At 68.9% G+C, this 15808-nt stretch carries 16 protein-coding genes and 1 pseudogene; 8 read left to right on the forward strand and 9 right to left on the reverse strand.

The window, feature by feature from the left end; all coding sequences use genetic code 11:
* Positions 1–392: 392 nt before the first annotated feature.
* Positions 393–1820 (reverse strand): amidase, encoded by a 1428-nt coding sequence (locus tag GVY39_RS25740; RefSeq protein ID WP_159929058.1) that lies wholly within the window; start codon positions 1818–1820, stop codon positions 393–395.
* 148 nt (positions 1821–1968) lie between these two features.
* Here GVY39_RS25740 and GVY39_RS25745 point away from each other — a divergent pair, with 148 nt between their 5' ends.
* The 3 genes and pseudogenes from GVY39_RS25745 to recO all read left to right on the forward strand — a co-directional run.
* Positions 1969–2835, forward strand: a complete 867-nt coding sequence (locus GVY39_RS25745) for an alpha/beta fold hydrolase (protein ID WP_159929056.1) — start codon at positions 1969–1971, stop codon at positions 2833–2835.
* Positions 2822–3427 (forward strand): TetR/AcrR family transcriptional regulator, encoded by a 606-nt coding sequence (locus GVY39_RS25750; RefSeq protein WP_159929054.1) that lies wholly within the window; start codon positions 2822–2824, stop codon positions 3425–3427. Before GVY39_RS25745 ends, GVY39_RS25750 begins: the two co-directional genes overlap by 14 nt.
* Positions 3428–3517: 90 nt before the next feature.
* Positions 3518–4247 (forward strand): annotated as a pseudogene (gene recO / locus GVY39_RS25755) (DNA repair protein RecO); the annotation flags it as partial.
* 63 nt (positions 4248–4310) lie between these two features.
* Here recO and GVY39_RS25760 read toward each other — a convergent pair.
* Positions 4311–4691 carry a DUF1870 family protein gene (locus tag GVY39_RS25760; protein ID WP_159929050.1) on the reverse strand — a complete coding sequence of 127 codons (381 nt, stop codon included), beginning with the start codon at positions 4689–4691 and terminating at the stop codon, positions 4311–4313.
* A gap of 122 nt (positions 4692–4813) precedes the next feature.
* Between GVY39_RS25760 and GVY39_RS25765 the strand changes: the two genes are divergently transcribed.
* Both GVY39_RS25765 and GVY39_RS25770 read left to right on the forward strand, forming a co-directional pair.
* Positions 4814–5629, forward strand: a complete 816-nt coding sequence (locus tag GVY39_RS25765) for an isoprenyl transferase (protein ID WP_159929048.1) — start codon at positions 4814–4816, stop codon at positions 5627–5629.
* 14 nt (positions 5630–5643) lie between these two features.
* Positions 5644–6054: a YbjN domain-containing protein gene (locus tag GVY39_RS25770; RefSeq protein ID WP_159929046.1), complete on the forward strand. Its 411-nt coding sequence runs from the start codon at positions 5644–5646 to the stop codon at positions 6052–6054.
* Between the two features lie 7 nt (positions 6055–6061).
* Here the strand turns inward: GVY39_RS25770 and GVY39_RS25775 are convergent, their stop codons facing one another.
* Positions 6062–6688, reverse strand: a complete 627-nt coding sequence (locus GVY39_RS25775; RefSeq protein WP_159929044.1) for a TetR/AcrR family transcriptional regulator — start codon at positions 6686–6688, stop codon at positions 6062–6064.
* Between the two features lie 105 nt (positions 6689–6793).
* Here GVY39_RS25775 and GVY39_RS25780 point away from each other — a divergent pair, with 105 nt between their 5' ends.
* A complete protein-coding gene (locus GVY39_RS25780; protein WP_159929042.1) occupies positions 6794–7765 on the forward strand; it encodes a hypothetical protein in 972 nt (323 codons plus the stop codon).
* Positions 7766–8046: 281 nt separating this feature from the next.
* Here GVY39_RS25780 and GVY39_RS25785 read toward each other — a convergent pair whose 3' ends face one another.
* Positions 8047–8481: a Fur family transcriptional regulator gene (locus tag GVY39_RS25785; protein ID WP_159929040.1), complete on the reverse strand. Its 435-nt coding sequence runs from the start codon at positions 8479–8481 to the stop codon at positions 8047–8049.
* Positions 8482–8484: 3 nt separating this feature from the next.
* Positions 8485–8835: a helix-turn-helix transcriptional regulator gene (locus tag GVY39_RS25790; protein WP_159929038.1), complete on the reverse strand. Its 351-nt coding sequence runs from the start codon at positions 8833–8835 to the stop codon at positions 8485–8487.
* 219 nt (positions 8836–9054) lie between these two features.
* On the opposite strand from GVY39_RS25790, the gene GVY39_RS25795 reads away from it, so the two are divergent.
* Positions 9055–10446 (forward strand): glycine--tRNA ligase, encoded by a 1392-nt coding sequence (locus GVY39_RS25795; protein ID WP_159929036.1) that lies wholly within the window; start codon positions 9055–9057, stop codon positions 10444–10446.
* A 48-nt stretch (positions 10447–10494) separates the two neighbouring features.
* Here GVY39_RS25795 and GVY39_RS25800 read toward each other — a convergent pair whose 3' ends face one another.
* Both GVY39_RS25800 and GVY39_RS25805 read right to left on the reverse strand, forming a co-directional pair.
* A complete protein-coding gene (locus GVY39_RS25800; RefSeq protein ID WP_159929034.1) occupies positions 10495–10884 on the reverse strand; it encodes a DUF1707 domain-containing protein in 390 nt (129 codons plus the stop codon).
* A gap of 78 nt (positions 10885–10962) precedes the next feature.
* Positions 10963–11571, reverse strand: coding sequence for a TenA family protein (locus GVY39_RS25805; RefSeq protein ID WP_159929032.1), 609 nt, complete (start codon positions 11569–11571; stop codon positions 10963–10965).
* Between the two features lie 70 nt (positions 11572–11641).
* On the opposite strand from GVY39_RS25805, the gene GVY39_RS25810 reads away from it, so the two are divergent.
* Complete coding sequence (locus tag GVY39_RS25810; RefSeq protein ID WP_236565679.1) at positions 11642–12904, forward strand: acyltransferase; 1263 nt, start codon at positions 11642–11644, stop codon at positions 12902–12904.
* Positions 12905–12964: 60 nt separating this feature from the next.
* Here the strand turns inward: GVY39_RS25810 and GVY39_RS25815 are convergent, their stop codons facing one another.
* Both GVY39_RS25815 and GVY39_RS25820 read right to left on the reverse strand, forming a co-directional pair.
* Positions 12965–13783, reverse strand: coding sequence for a MerR family transcriptional regulator (locus GVY39_RS25815; protein WP_159929028.1), 819 nt, complete (start codon positions 13781–13783; stop codon positions 12965–12967).
* A gap of 47 nt (positions 13784–13830) precedes the next feature.
* Positions 13831–15804 (reverse strand): TPM domain-containing protein, encoded by a 1974-nt coding sequence (locus tag GVY39_RS25820; RefSeq protein ID WP_159929026.1) that lies wholly within the window; start codon positions 15802–15804, stop codon positions 13831–13833.
* Positions 15805–15808 lie beyond the last annotated feature (4 nt).

A 15808-nucleotide genomic window follows, 5' to 3' on the forward strand; every position in this document is an offset into this window, starting at 1 on the left:
TGCCCGTGCGACCACCTCGGATCTGATCAGCAAAACAACGCCCTCGGCCTGATCCCTGCAACTTCACCCTCTCAGGTGCAACTGGCCCGGGAACGTGCCATCGCAGCGCTCGGTCATCGGTAGTTCCTCGTCGGGCACGACCACGACATGAACGGCTACCATGTGACGATCGGCCATCGGGCCCCTCCTCGCGTTCCAAGGTCGGCCGAGAGAATGCGGCATCGGCGCATAGAACCCGCGTGGGTCCGCGCCCGCGAAACTCACACATGCGGGGACTCGGCGCTCTCACAAGGTACATCGCGCCGTTGGATGCCGAGAACGATTCGGCACCGTGCGTGCGCTGGTCCGCTCGGCCCGGAACAAGCACGGGCTGAACCGAGTTCAGGCTCAGGTCACCACCACGGGTCGGGTCGGTGGCGGTACCACTGGAGTTCGGATTCCAGTTGGGCTGCCAAGGAGATCAGCAGGGGTTCGGAGTTCGCCGTGCCCATCAGCTGCGCGCCTACGGGGAGGCCGGAATCGGTGAACCCGGCGGGGACGTTCACGCTCGGCCAGCCCAGAACGTTCCACGGCCAGGTGTACGGGCAGGCGGCGGTGATGAGGTTGTTGGTGGCGTTGACGCCGATGCCGTCGATCTCCTCGACGCGTGGCGCCGCAGTCGCGGTGGTGGGCGCGAGGACGACGTCGTAATCGCGGAAGAAATTGCCGATCCGCTTGTGCAGCAAGGGTTCCAGTCGTCGTGCCGCGTAGAGGGCGGGTCCGTCGAGCACGCGTCCGATCCTGGCGTTGGCGGCGGTGCGCGGATCGACCTCGAGGCCGGGCATCCGGTGGTACACCCGCCGGATGCCCGCGAGCGAACGCGGCAGGAACGAGGCGCCGATCATGAGGCCGTAGTGCAGGTCGGCAACGGTCACCGTGTGGCCGAGTGCGCGCAACGTATCGGCGGTGCGTCGCACGGCCTGCTCGACTCCGGGATCGAGCGCGGTTCTGGTGGCGGTGAACGGGATGCGGAGCGACAGGGCGATTCGTAGCTTGCCCGGGTCACGGCCGACGGCATCGGAGGCGTGGATCGGGTCCGGTGTGTGCAGGTCTCCGTGGTGCGGGCCGGCCGCCGCGTCCAGCAGCAGCGCCGCGTCCGCGACCGTGCGCGCCAGCGGGCCGTTCACGGTGAGACCGTAGAACGCCTCGGCCTCCGGCCAGGTCGAGATCCGCCCGCGCTGTGGCTTGATGCCGACCAGGTTCGTCCACGCCGCCGGAATACGGACCGAGCCCGCGCCGTCGGAACCGAGGGCGGCGGGCACCAGACCGGCCGCGACGGCCGCCGAAGCCCCGCCGGAGGACCCGCCCGGCGTCCTGGTCCGGTCCCAGGGATTGCGGGTGTGTCCGAACGACACGGCGCTGGTGAACGGCCACTGCCCGAGTTCGCAGGTATTGGTTTTCCCGACGATCACCGCGCCCGCGGCTCGCAGGCGCCGGACCGATTCGGCGTCTCGGGTTTTCGGCGCGAAGTCGCCACCGCATCCGAACGCGGTCGGCTCGCCCGCGACATCGGTGTCGTCCTTCACCGCGACGGGCACGCCCAGCAGCGGCAGCCGTTCCCCGGCGGCCAGCCGTCGGTCGGCGTCGGCGGCCTCGGCCAGCGCTCGCTCGCGGCGCACGATCCGGAAAGCGTTGAGCGTGCCCTGTGCGGCGTCGATCCGATCCAGCGCGCCGCCGACCGCAGCGGTCGAGGTGATCGCACCGCTTGCGATCGCGGCCGCCAGTTCGGTCAGCCCCAGTTCCCGCGTGTCGGGTGCCTGGGCCGGATCGGACACCGTCATGTGAGCTCCGTCTCGTCGTGGTCGGAAAAACCGTAACGCCAACCTGGTCATGCGTCCATAACGGTGCCGGGAAATCCACCCTGGGTAGGAGGCATACATACCGTATGTATGTAAAAGTAGTGAGGAATCGCAACGACTCGGAGGACTCATGGCAACCAGCACATCACTCGGCCGCACCCACGAGGTGGATCTGCCCGGCGGCCGCATTCGCTATCACGACACCGGGGAGGGCGCTCCGGTCGTCTTCGTGCACGGTCTGCTGGCCAACGCGGACCTGTGGCGCAAAGTGGTGCCCGGGGTCGCCGCGGCGGGGTACCGCTGCCTCGCGCCGGACTGGCCGCTCGGCTCGCACTCGATCCCCCTGCCGCATGCGGATCTCACCCCGAGCGGGGTCGCCGATCTCGTCGCCGCGTTCCTCGAACGCCTCGACCTCACCGATGTCACCGTGGTCGCCAACGACACCGGCGGCGCGATCACCCAGATATTGCTTACGCGCGACCGGTCCAGGATCGGCCGCGTGGTGCTCGCCGCGGTGGACAGCTACGAGGGCTTTCTGCCACAGCCGTTCACGGCGCTTCCGATGCTGGCGAAGCTCCCCGGCTCGATTCGCCTCTTCACCGAGGCGCTGCGTATCCGCGCGCTGCATCGGCTGCCGTTGGCTTTCGGCTATATCAGTAAGCGGCCCATCCCGCCCGAGATCATGGACTCCTACCTGCTGCCGAGCCGTAACTCTGCCGCGATCCGAAAAGATCTGCGGCGTTTCGTGACCTCGGTGCACCGGCGGTACACGCTGGAGGCCGCGCGCCACTTCGCCGCCATCGACACTCCGGTACTGCTGGCTTGGGCGCGCGAGGACCGGGTGTTCCCGGTGTCGTTCGCCGAACGCCTGGCCAGGGACCTGCCGAACGCGACGTTGCGGCTCATCGATGACTCCTACACCTTCCTGCCGGAGGATCAGCCCGAGTTGCTCGCGGAATCGATCCTGGAGTTCACTCGGCTGCATGCCACGCCGTAGCCAGGAAGACCGCTCGCGCGCGACCAGGGCCGCGCTCGAACAGGCGGGACGCCGCCTGTTCACCGAGCGCGGTTTCGCGGGAACCTCGGCCGAAGAGCTGGTCACCGAGGCCGGGGTCACCCGGGGCGCGCTGCACCACCACTACGGCGACAAACGCGGGCTGTTCCTCGCGGTGCTGGAGCAGATCGAGGTCGAGACCACCGCGGAGATCGAGAACGCCATCGCCGCGGTCGATCCCGATGACGTGATGGCCGGCATGGCGGCAGGGCTCGCTCTGTTCCTGGAGATCTGCCAGCGACCTGCGATGCTGCGGATCGCCCTCACCGACGCCCCCGCGGTGCTCGGCTGGCAGGCTTGGCGCGAATTCGAAGCCGCTCACGGCCTCGGCCTGATCACCGCGCAACTCGAGCGCGCCCGCGCCGCCGGATTGATCGCCGACGCCCCCGTCCCGGTACTGGCCCAGCTCATCGTCAGCGTGATCAGCGAGGCCGCTTTGATCGTCGCGCACGCCGACGACCCCGCCCTCGCACGCGCCCAGACCCAGGCATCAGTGCTGCTCCTCATCTCCGGGCTCCTGCGCCCGACCGGCTGATCGCCGCCTGCACGGCATACATCCGCGCCGGCTCGCCACAAGGGGGCCGCGAACACCCAGCGACGTAGACGCGGCAACTAGACTCACCACGTGCGTTTGTATCGGGACGAGGCGGTAGTGGTGCGCCAGCACAAGCTGGGTGAGGCGGACCGCATCGTCACGCTGCTCACGCGGCAGCACGGCCTGGTGCGCGCGGTCGCCAAGGGGGTGCGGCGCACCAAATCGAGGTTCGGGGCACGGTTGGAACCGTTCTCCTACATCGATGTGCAGCTGCACCCGGGGCGCTCGTTGGACACCGTCACCCAGGTGCACACGATGGAGGCGTTCGCCGCCGACATCATCGACGACTACGGGCGCTACACCACCGCGTGCGCCGTGCTGGAGACCGCCGAACGCCTGGCAGGCGAGGAGCACGCGCCCGCCCCCCGGCTGCACGCGCTCACCGCGAGCGCACTGCGCGCCATCGCGGCCAAACAGCGGCCGCACGAACTGATCCTGGACGCATTCTTGTTGCGCGCCATGGGTTTCGCGGGCTGGGCGCCCGCCTTGGACGAATGCGCCAAGTGCGCGACGCCTGGTCCGCATCGAGCCTTCCATGTCGCGGCAGGCGGCGCGGTGTGCGTGCATTGCCGTCCACCGGGCGCGGCGACGCCCGCCCCCGGCGTGCTCGACCTGCTGGTGGCGCTGTTGCGCGGGGAATGGGAGCAGGTCGAGGCGACCCCCGGCGCGGTGCGCAGACAGGCCAGCGGGCTGGTCGCGGCGCACTTGCAGTGGCATCTGGAACGTCAGTTGCGGACTCTGCCGCTGGTCGAGCGGTCCAAGGACACGGCCGGAGGAAGTTCGTCTGTGGCCGCCCCGGATCGACCGGAGGCCCGGCAGCCGCTTACTCCACGAATCGAAGCTCTACCTGGGGCAGCTCGATCATGACGCGGGCGCACACCGCGCGATGCCAGGTGGCCGGGTAGCGGGTGTCCGGTTCGTGCTTGCAGTAGTCGTCGTTGGTCCGGTAGGTGTGCAGGCGGGGCGAGATCTCCCCGGCGTCGATGGCGTCGACCATGGCCTCGATCACCTGCTCGGTCTCGTCCGCGATGGCGGCGAGTTCGCGAGCCACGGTGTCGGGAATCTGGAAGGCCCCCTTCTCCCAGCGCTCGACCGTGCGCTCCGCGACCGCGAAGAACCGCGCGCACCAAGGGACCGGAAGGCCGAGTAATTCACGTGTGGCCCGGAAACCTGCCGCGGTCCCGGTGCCTGGTAAATCGGTCACGTACGAGAAACCCCTCCCCAGTATCACGATAGGGAAAAGAATAAGTCACCCGTGCCGGTGGGAACCGCGGAATTCGTCAGGAAGCAACGTGGCGGTAGGGGCTGCGGAGGCGATCAGGCAGGATGGATGCCGTGATCCTCCGCCGAGACTCCGCCGCCGCGACCGAGCCCAAGCCCGCGGGCGTCCGCCCGCCCGCGCCGCATCCGTCGGGAGCTCGGCCGCCGCAGTTGCCGCCGGAACTGGTGCCCAACCATGTCGCGCTGGTCATGGACGGCAACGGGCGCTGGGCCCAGGAGCGCGGGTTGCCGCGCACCGCCGGGCACGAGCGGGGGGAGGCGGTGCTGATGGACACCGTCGAGGGCTGTATCGAGATCGGCGTCAAGTGGCTGTCGGCCTACGCGTTCTCCACCGAGAACTGGCGGCGCAGCCCCGAGGAGGTGCGCTTCCTCATGGGCTTCAACCGCGACGTGATCCGCCGTCGTCGTGACGAGATGCACGAGATGGGCGTCCGTGTGCGCTGGGCCGGACGGCGACCGCGCCTGTGGCGCAGCGTGATCAAGGAATTGGAGATCGCCGAGGAGCTCACCGAGGACAACACGGTGATGACGCTGACCATGTGCGTCAACTACGGCGGCCGTGCCGAAATCGCCGACGCCGCAAGGGAGATCGCGCGCCGGGTGGCAGCGGGCGAGATCGATCCGGAGAAGGTCACCGAGGCGACGGTGGCGAAGTACCTCGACGAACCCGACATGCCGGACGTGGATCTGTTCCTGCGTCCATCGGGTGAGTTCCGCAGCTCCAACTTCCTCATCTGGCAGTCGGCGTACGCCGAATTCGTCTATCAGGACACGCTTTTCCCCGATTTCGATCGGCGCAACCTGTGGGAGGCCTGCCTCCAGTACGCGTCGCGTGACCGCCGCTTCGGCGGCACCAAGTGAAGGGTGAGGCGAACATGGACGCAGCGGTGACACCGGACCGGGAACTCCAGGCGCGGGCCGGAGCCTGCCTGTCGAGCTACGGCATAGACGTGCGCGTCGACCCCGAAGGGTCGCTGGGATTCGAATACGAGGGAGCGCTGTCCTCGTTGCGCGCGGTGAATCTCGCGCCGGGGTTGGACGTGCTCAGCCTGACCTGCGTGCTGGCCTGGGACCGGCCGCTGAAACCGCAGCTGCACAAGCGCGTCGCCGAGCGCAACAACTCGCTGCAGTTCGGTTCGATCACCGTGATCGGCCACGGCAAGCTCGCCGACGTCATCCTGCGCTACACCTTCCCCGCCGCGGGCCTGGACGACCAGGCCCTCACCACGATGCTGCTGCTCGTGCTGTCCAACGCGGGCCGCGCCAGGCAGGGTTTGCTGCCTTGACCCGCGGTCAGCTGCTTTCGCCTGCCGCCGCGATGGCGGTTTCGCCGTAGGGGAGCAGGATGCGCACGCCGCGGGCCAGCGTCTCCGGATCCAGATCCTCGAGGATGAGGTGCTGGAGGATGAAGCCCGGCAGCAGGCCGATGATGGCCTTGGCGACGGCATCGACATCGGCGTCTTCGGGTAGCCAGCCCTTGTCGCGCATGCGTTCGGCGTAAGTCACCCACAGCGCGCGCATCGCGAACATCGTCTCGCGCACCATCACCGCCGCCCCTGGGTGCACCAGGGCCAGTGCCCAGGCTTGCGGCGCCAGCCGCACCGGTCCGTCCGGCCCGCTGCGCCGTACGACCTCCTCGGCGATCATCATGATCAGTTCGGCGGGCGTGGGCAGCGGCTCGCGGTTGATCGCGTAGTCCATGGCCACGCGCAGGGATACCGTCGTCTGCGTGGCGAGCGCTGTGATCAGCTCGTCTTTGCTCTTGAAGTATCGGTAGACCGCGCCGGCCGAGAGTCCCGATTCCGCGAACACGTCCTGCATGGACGTTTCGTGGAACCCCTTACGGGCGAAGCAGCGCCGCGCGGCGTCCAGGATCTGCTGTTTGCGGCGTTCCAGGTGCTCTTCGCTGACTCGGGGCATGCTTCAAAAATAAAACGAATATTCGTTCTTGACAACCCGTCGAACTGCGTGTCACGGTAAGGCCACCATCAAAGAGAACGAGCATTCGATTTTTGGGAGAAGGCCATGAACACCACACAGCGGGCGTTCGCTCTGGGCTTCGGCGCCGCCCTGCTTCAGGCGCTGATGCTGATCGCGTTCGCCTGGCCCGCGGCCAACATCGCGCCCCGTGACTTGCCGCTGGCCGTCACCGGTCCGCAGGCCGGGATGGTCACCGGCAAGCTCGCCGAGCACAATCCGGGCGCCTTCGAGATCACCACGCCCGTGGACGAATCCGCCGCGCGCGCCGCGATCGAGAACCGCGAGGTCTACGGGGCGATCGTCACCGGCGACGGACCGCCGCGTGTGCTGGTTGCCTCCGGGGCGAGTCCCGCCGTCGCTCAGCAACTCACGCAGATCGGGCAACAGCTCTCCGGCGCGCCCACCGCCCGGGTCGAGGATGTGGTGGCGGCCGACTCGGACGATCCGCGTGGAGCGGCGTTCGGCGCGATGGTGCTGCCGCTGGTGATGGCGGGCATCGCGGCGGGGGTGCTCCTGGCGTTGCTGGTTCCCGCGGTCGGCGGCAAGGTGATCGGGCTGGTCACCTTCGGCGTCGTCGGCGGATTGCTGAGCATGGCGATCGTCCAGGGTTGGCTGTCGGTGGTGCCCGGCTCCTACCTGGAGCTCGCCTCGGTTGCCGGGCTGGTCTCGTTCGCGGTGGCAGGCTCGGTGGCCGGGCTCGCCGCCGTGATCGGTCGCGCGGGTATCGGCCTCGCCGCGCTCCTCATGCTGCTCATCGGCAACCCGTTCTCGGCGGCCACGTCGGCGCCGGAGCTGTTGCCGCAGCCGTGGGGCGTCATCGGGCAGTTGCTGCCGCCCGGCGCCGCCGCCTCGCTGCTGCGCTCGGTCGCGTTCTTCGACGGCGCTGCCGCGGCCGGTCCGCTCGTGGTGCTGCTGGTCTGGAGTGCGATCGCGTTCGCGCTGCTCGGCGTGGCCGCGCTGCGCGGTCGTCCGGCCGAGAACCCGGCGTCGGAGCCGGATCCGGTCCCGGTGGGCTGAATGGAGGCACCGGCAGAGGGCCGTTCTCGAAGGGGAACTGCCCTCTGCCGGTGCTGAGCGGTGCGGAAAGTGAGTGTTCGAGTGACCCGGCCGTCGGGGTGCCGGGTCACTTTCGCGTGTGGCGACAGCGGGCAGGCCCGATCGTCACATCAGGGGGGATCGGATCGAGTCGCACTCCCGCATGCGCAGGAACGAGCCGGGCGGATCGCTGCGACCTGCGGCTCGAAGCGTGGAACGCGGCCGACGCGCGCGTCGTGCGGCCGCGTCGCAGCGGTGGTCGGTCACCCGTTGCGTCGGCGTGCCGTCCCGCAGGACTTACAGGTGCCGAACACCTCGAGCGTGTGGCTGATCTCCGTGAAGCCGTGCTCGCCGGCGATCGCTTCGGCCCAGGCCTCCACCGTCGGGCCCTCCACTTCGACGGTGCGGCCGCAATGCCTGCACACCAGGTGGTGATGGTGGCCGGTGGAGCACTGGCGGTAGACCGACTCGCCGGAGTCGGTGCGCAGCACGTCGACCATGCCCGCGTCGGCCAGCGACTGCAGGGTCCGGTAGACCGTGGTCAGGCCGATGCCCTCGCCGCGTTTGCGCAGCTCGTCGTGTAGGTCCTGCGCGGAGCGGAACTCTTCGATGTCACCGAGCAGCGCGGCGATGGCGCTGCGCTGCCTGGTGCTGCGGATACCGACCGGTTTCTGTGGAGCGGCCGTGTTGTCTGGCACGAATCACCCTTCCTCGGCGTGCGCGACGGCGTCGACGACGATGTGCGCCAGGTGGTCGTCGACGAGTTCGTAGAGCACCTCGCGACCCGAACGCTCACCGTGCACGACACCGGCGGCCTTGAGGATACGCAGATGCTGACTGACCAGTGGTTGCGTGACCCCGAGCGCGTCGACCAATTCGTGCACACAGCGCGGCGACTCGCGCAACTGCAGCACGATGGCAATCCGAACCGGCGCTGCCAGCGCCCGCAACAACTCGCCCGCGTCCTCCAGTACGGTGCGTGAGGGAACGGGCGCCGGGCCGGGCGACCGGTACGGGTTGTGCGGCGGTGCCGCGGCGGTCTCGGCGGTCATGTCACCAACTCCTTAATGGAAAGCATTACCAGTTTGCATATGCACAGGTATGCATGTCAAACGGGCGCGCCGGAAGATCGGCTGTCGAGGGGTTGGATGTGCGGTCGAAATCTGGTCGGGCAGGGTCTATAGGCTATAGCCGACCCGTTGAATGTGATCTATTCACGTGAATACATTCAACTCAACTGATCCGACTCGCAGTGGATGGAGAATTCTCGCGTGGCACCCAAGTCGAAGGTGGACACCGTTGCCAACCTCGCCAAGCGCCGGGGTCTGGTGTACCCGTGCGGTGAGATCTACGGAGGCACCAAGTCGGCGTGGGATTACGGTCCGCTGGGTGTCGAGCTCAAGGAGAACATCAAGAAGCAGTGGTGGCGCGCGATGGTCACCAGCCGCGAGGACGTCGTCGGTCTCGACTCCTCGGTGATCCTGCCCCGTCAGGTGTGGGTCGCCTCCGGCCACGTGGGCGTGTTCAACGACCCGCTGGTCGAGTGCCTGAACTGCCATCACCGCTTCCGGCAGGACCACCTGCAGGAGGCGTACGCGCTGAAGAACAAGATCGATGATCCGGACACGGTCTCGATGGAGCTCATCGCGTGCCCGAACTGTGGCACCGTCGGCCGCTGGACCGAGCCGCGCGATTTCAACATGATGCTCAAGACCTACCTCGGCCCGATCGAGTCCGAGGAGGGCCTGCACTACCTGCGCCCGGAGACCGCTCAGGGCATCTTCGTGAACTTCGCCAACGTGATGACCACCGCGCGCAAGAAGCCGCCGTTCGGCATCGCGCAGATCGGCAAGAGCTTCCGCAACGAGATCACCCCGGGCAACTTCATCTTCCGCACCCGCGAGTTCGAGCAGATGGAGATGGAGTACTTCGTCAAGCCGGGCGAGGACGTGGAGTGGCACAAGTACTGGATCGAGACGCGGTTCTCCTGGTACACCGATCTCGGCATCGCCGCGGAGAACCTGCGGCTGTTCGAGCACCCGAAGGACAAGCTCTCGCACTACTCGGCGGGCACCACCGACATCGAGTACCGCTTCGGCTTCCAGGGCAACGAGTGGGGTGAGCTGGAGGGCGTCGCCAACCGCACCGACTTCGACCTGAAGACGCACTCCGAGCACTCCGGCACCGAGCTGAGCTTCTTCGACCAGACCACCAACGAGCGCTACATTCCGTACGTCATCGAGCCTGCGGCGGGCCTCACCCGCTCCCTGATGGCCTTCCTGGTCGACGCCTACGCCGAGGACGAGGCGCCCAACGCCAAGGGCGGCGTGGACACCCGGACCGTGCTGCGCCTGGATCGCCGCCTCGCGCCCGTGAAGGCGGCGGTGCTTCCGCTCTCGCGCAACGCCGATCTCACGCCCAAGGCCAAAGACCTGGCCGCGCAGCTGCGCAAGAACTGGAACGTCGAGTTCGACGACGCGGGCGCCATCGGCCGCCGCTACCGCCGCCAGGACGAGATCGGCACGCCGTTCTGCATCACCGTCGACTTCGAGACGCTCGACGACCAAGCGGTGACCATTCGTGAGCGCGACAGCATGACCCAGGAGCGCATCGCGCTGGACAAGGTCGAGGGCTATCTCGCCCAGCACCTGATCGGCGCCTGATCCCGGTGCGGCGCTCCGTGGTCGTGATCGGCCGCGGAGCGCTGTCGTTCAGCGGCTCTTCCCGCGGGTGACGATGCCGATCGTGGTCGGAATGAGCAGCGCCAGACCCCACGGCACCGCGACCCAGAACGGCCAGAAGTAGCCCGCGCCGGTGGCCAGGTAGATCGCCACGCACAGCGCGTTGACGAACGCCCACGGCGTCCACATGATGATGATCCACTGGGGAATGCCGGTGCCGCGCGCCGGTCGCGATTCCCGTTGTGCGGGAAGGTCGGACAGTAATGGCGTGAGTTCCCCATAGGTCTTGGCGGAATACACCTGTTGCAGCCGTTCGTCGAATTCGGGCAGCGTCAGCCTGCCCTGGTTCATCGCATGCCGCAGTTGGTCGACGATCTTCTCGCGATCGGCGTCGGATGCCCGCACGTGGTCCTTGCTCACGGGGTCAGCCTAAGTCACCCGGGTGGTCGCGCCGGGTGATCTGCGGTGGCAATGTAATTCGGTCTCGCCTTCGATGAATCAGCTGGGCACGTCCCAGAACGCGAGTTCGTGTCGCAGCCCTTCGCCGAACAGCTCCTTCGCGCGCACCGGGTCGGCGCCGGATTCATCGATCATCTGGGCGCATCGACGGGCGAGGGCGGCGAATCCCGGATCGGCGTAGGTGTCGACCCAGCGGCGGTAGCGCGGTTCGGCGGGCGGGCGCAGCGCCAGCCGCGCGCCGAGCGTGGAGTACCCCCACATGCACGGGTAGAGGGCGGCGAGGCCCTCGCCGTAGGACGCGGCGGAGTCCAGAAGAAACGCCGTGTACGCCGCGCACGGCGCGCCTTTGACGGCGCCGTCGAGATCGGCGCCGAATTCGGCGGCCAGCGAACGATGCAGCGACAGTTCGTCGTGGTAGGTGGCGTGCGCGAGATCGACCAAGTCGCCGAGATGGGCTGCAGGCGCCTGCCAGGCGAGGCGGGCGAACACTCGGACGTAGTCGAGCAGGAACAGATAGTCCTGCTCCAACCAGGACCGGAAAACCGATTCGGGCAAGGTGCCCTCGGCGATGCCCACCACGGTGGGATGGGCCAGCTGCTCCTCCACCGAAGCCAGGCCGATCTTCTCCAACTCTGCCGCGAGACTCATACCGGCAGTCTTCCTCATCCGCCCGCCCGGTCGGTTTGCACCTGTGTCCGCGGTGCCGCACCCTTGCGAGGTGTTGTGGGATGAGGACGCGCTGATTCGGGTATTGGCGCCGTCGGAGCAGCGGTTCGTGCGGCATGGAACCTACACGGGCCGGTCGGTGTCGGTACGGGGAGCGCTCGACGTGACAGCGCTGCGCGAGGCATTCGCGACGCTGCGGCGCGCGTATCCGGTGATCGGCTGCCGCATCATGGAAGGTGTTGCGGGACAGGGATATCTGCTCGCCGCAGACCAGCGGGCATGGGCTCCGGTGTCCGTGCGGGAGGGTGACGTGGCGGCAGTCGGCATCCCCGCCGCGGATCCCGCGGTCCAGTTGGCCTATCTGGAAGTGGCGAGGGCGAGCGCGGAGGAATGGCGTGTCACGCTGTTCGCTCACCACAGCGTCGCCGATGCCGGGCACTGTGTCGAACTGCTGTCGCGACTGTGGGACTTCTACACCGGCATAGTCGAAGGCGGGCGGACGAGCGTTGCCCCACATGAGATTCCGCAATCCTTGGAGTGGCATGTCGCGGCGCGCGGCATCTCCCGGGCAGCGGTCTCCGGCTTCGAGGACGTGACCAAGCCGCTCCCGCCGGAAGCGAGGGACGCGCCATCCGACGGTGCGCAGCCCGCGCCGAGCACGCTGGCGCGCCCGCTGCGTGTGCAGCTGGATCGCGCCGCCACCGCGCGCATCATCGACCTCGGGCGCAAGACGGGCGTGACGGTGAACGGCCTGCTCACCGCCGCACTGCTGCGCGCCCACGCGCGCGAGACCACCGGAGGCGCGACGCCGCTGGGCTGCTTGTATCCCGTGGACCTGCGCAGCCGGTTGACGCCGCCGGTCGCCGCCGCGGCGGGCACCAACATGGCGGGCATGGCCTCCTTCGCCGCGGAGGTGGATCCGGCGGCCGACTTCCTCGAACTCGCACAACGCATTTCGGCCCGGCTGGCGCACGATCTCGCCGAGGGCGTCGTGCGGCAATCGGTACTGCATTTCCCTGACTTCTACGGCGTGACCAGGCGGCACTCGCTCGCCGGACATATCGCGGTGACCAACACCGGCGTCGTTCCTGCGTTCCGCCTCCCGGCTGGTCTCGAGTTGACCGACTACGAGATCGTCTACCTCTCCGCGCATCCCCGTCCCTCCGCGGGCGCGTCGGCGGCGGTCACCTATCTCGTCTACACCTTCGCCGGTGAGCTGACCGTCGGCGTGCTCGGTGGCGGCGCGCACGCCGAAGGCCTGCTCGCGGCAGTGCGGGCCGAGCTGACCGCTCTCGCGGCGGTCTGCGCGGGCTGATCCAGGCGGGCACGCAGAGGCATCGTGGCGGCCGAGCGTTACGGCCGCCACGACGCGTACCTATTTCGGCTGAATGGGCTCCTGCAACTCGGTGACCCAGCCCGCGACGTCCTCGGTGTAGACCAAATGCACCTCGCGGCTCGGACCGGTGATGCGATAGCCGTTCTCGTCGATCCAGCGTCCGAGCGCCTGCCAGGGTTCCAGGACCAGGTCCATGCTGCCGCGATGCACCACGGTCGCGGCCTGGTCGATGGCGGGCAGGTCCACCACCGCGAAATCGTGCTCGCCGTCCGGATCGAGGTCGACCGGCATCGCCGCGTGGGCGAGCATCGTGCCGTCGGCGCGTTCTTCGTAGTAGGCGATGCCGGAACCGACGGGTGCGACCTGGGCACGCTCCAGCCGCTCGCACAGTTCCTCGAACAGCGGACCGATCACCGGTCCGACCGACCCGGGTTCGAAATCGGCTGCCACACCGGTCAATTCGGCTACTCGAACGGCGGGAACGGATTTGATCACCACATCGTGGGCAGGCATGCAGCCCTCCTTCTCGATGATGCGGAGTCTCGTCTCGACCTGGGTCAGGCGGGCGCGGTCGCTGGTGATGCGCTGCTCGAGCTCGGCGCGGCGGAGCATGAGCATGCCGCGCAGTTCGGCGCCGCCCACCCGCTCGTCCAGGATCCGGCGCACCTGTTCCAAGGTGAAGCCGAGATCCTTCAGCGCGACGATGCGATTGAGCCGTGCCAGTTGTCCCGCGTCGTAATAGCGGTAACCGCTCGTGGGGTCGACCCGGTCCGGCCGCAACAGCCCGATCGCGTCGTAGTGGCGCAGCATGCGCACCGACACCTGTCCGTGCCTGGCGAAATCTCCGATACTCAACATGACGAGTCCTGGTCTACGACCTCACACGGTGTCCGGGTCAAGCCGCGTCAGAATCGTCCGCCGCGACCGATCCGCCGCGAGCCGGAGGAACCGCCGAACGAGCCGGGGCTCCACCCGCCCCCGGAATGCCGAGCGCCGCCCGCCGCCCCGCGGAGCAGTCCTTCGAGCAGGATCCCGCCGAGCACAGCCCCGGTGTGGACGCCGCCGGAGGGAACCTGCTGCGCCTCCCATGCCCGCACGCTCGCCTGAGCCGCGTGCAGCGCTCGCCCCGCCAGCTCCGCCGCCGTCCCCGCGCGCCGCAGTGCCTCGACCGGATCGCCCGCGCTCAGCCGCTGCGCCTCGTCGAGGTTGCGCTGCGCTTCGGAGAGCCGGGTGCGCGCTTCGGCGTCGACGCCGCCGCGACGTGTGGTGACGTAGTCGGCGGCCGCACCGATCCGGGTGTGCGCGTCGGTGAGCGTCCGGTCGAGCCTGCGGCGCAGGTCCTCGGCGGCGAGTTTGCGGTCGGTGGCGGCGGCGAGGGCGCGGTCCAGCTCGGCGTCGGCGGTGACCGCGTCGTGGAAGGCGCCCAGCGGGTCGGCGCCTCCCGCGGACGTCGCCTTCGTCAGCGCCGACTGCGCCGCGGTGCGAGCCTCCGCCAGATCCGGCCCGCCGTAGCCGGAGAGCTCGTCGGCGGCATCGATGTCGCGGCGCAACTCCTCCAGCACACCGGGAAGACCGTCGCGGGCTTGCTGGATGGCGCTCGACGCGTTGTCGACCGCGTCGAGCAAGGCGCGGGCCTGACCGATCGCGGCTTCGGCGGAACGAATGGCGGCGACCGCCGCGCCCTGCTTGCCGACCGGCTGGGCGAGTGCGTTGTGCCCCGCATCGATGTTCTGCTCCGCGAAGGCGATTCGCTCACGGGCCATCCGGACGTTGTCCTCGATCGGCGCGAGGACACCGGCCGGATGGATGGCGGCGAGCCGATCGAACTCGGCCTCCGAAGCGGGGATCCGTGCGATGACGTCGACGACGTCCCTGGTGAGCACCTCCAGCCGAGCCGAGGCGTCGAGCAGCAGATCGCGCATGGCGTCGAATTCGGCGACCCGCGCGTCGAGGTCCCGGTCGGCGCGCCCCACCGTGCCGATCAGGTGGACCAGCAGCGACCGCTGTTCCTCCGGCGTCTCCTGGAAGGCGTCGTCGAGGCGTTGCCGGATCGCGAACGCCTCGGCGGCAGCGGCCTTCGCGTTGTCGAGGGCGGTGCGGAAGACAGTGGTGGCGGTGGCGCCGAACTCGCCCGTGGCGAGGTCGAGTTCCTCGCCGCTGGTGCGGATCGCGTTGTCGATCTCCACCAGCGCCTCGCGCGAACGGGCGTGCAGCGCCTCCACCGGCAACGCCGACAGCGCCGCGGAATTCTCCGGATCCAGTTGCCGCGCCGCCGCCAGCTCGGCCTCGAACCGGTCGCGGCGCCGTTTGCGCGCGTACCAGACGAGGCCGCCCGCCACCAGAACGACCAGCAGGCCGAGGACGAGCAGAGCGCGCAGGCTCACCCCGCCACCGCGCATCGCCGCGTTCAGTCCGTCTGCCGTCGCCACTGCGGCGTCGGCCCAACGGCCGTCGCGCAGGGCGGGCTCGACCTCGCTGATCAGGATGCCGTCGAGTTCGGCTTCGCGGACGCCGCTGGGCAGCGCGCCCTCCAACCAGTACGCGCGGTCCTGCGTGGCGACCGCGAGCAGCAGGTCCCGTTCGCCGAACCCGGACAGCGTGGCGGTGCGCCGGGCCCACTCCTGCGGGGCGAGCCCGTCGAAGCCGCGCACGTACACCACCCACAGCCGGATCTGCTGGTCGGCGTAGAGCTGGTCCACCGCACTGCGCACCCGATCGCGCTGACGCTCGTCGAGCGCGCCGGCCGAGTCCTCCACGTAGGTGTTCATCCGCGGCGGAGGTTCCGCCGCGACCATCGGAGCGACCAGCAGGGCGATCGCGGCCAGCAGGACGCTGATCGCGAGCGAGCGAGCGAGGCGGATCCGCGGCGGCAGTGACATGGCA

Source organism: Nocardia sp. CY15, from assembly GCF_009829295.1.
Classification (GTDB): domain Bacteria; phylum Actinomycetota; class Actinomycetes; order Mycobacteriales; family Mycobacteriaceae; genus Nocardia; species Nocardia sputi.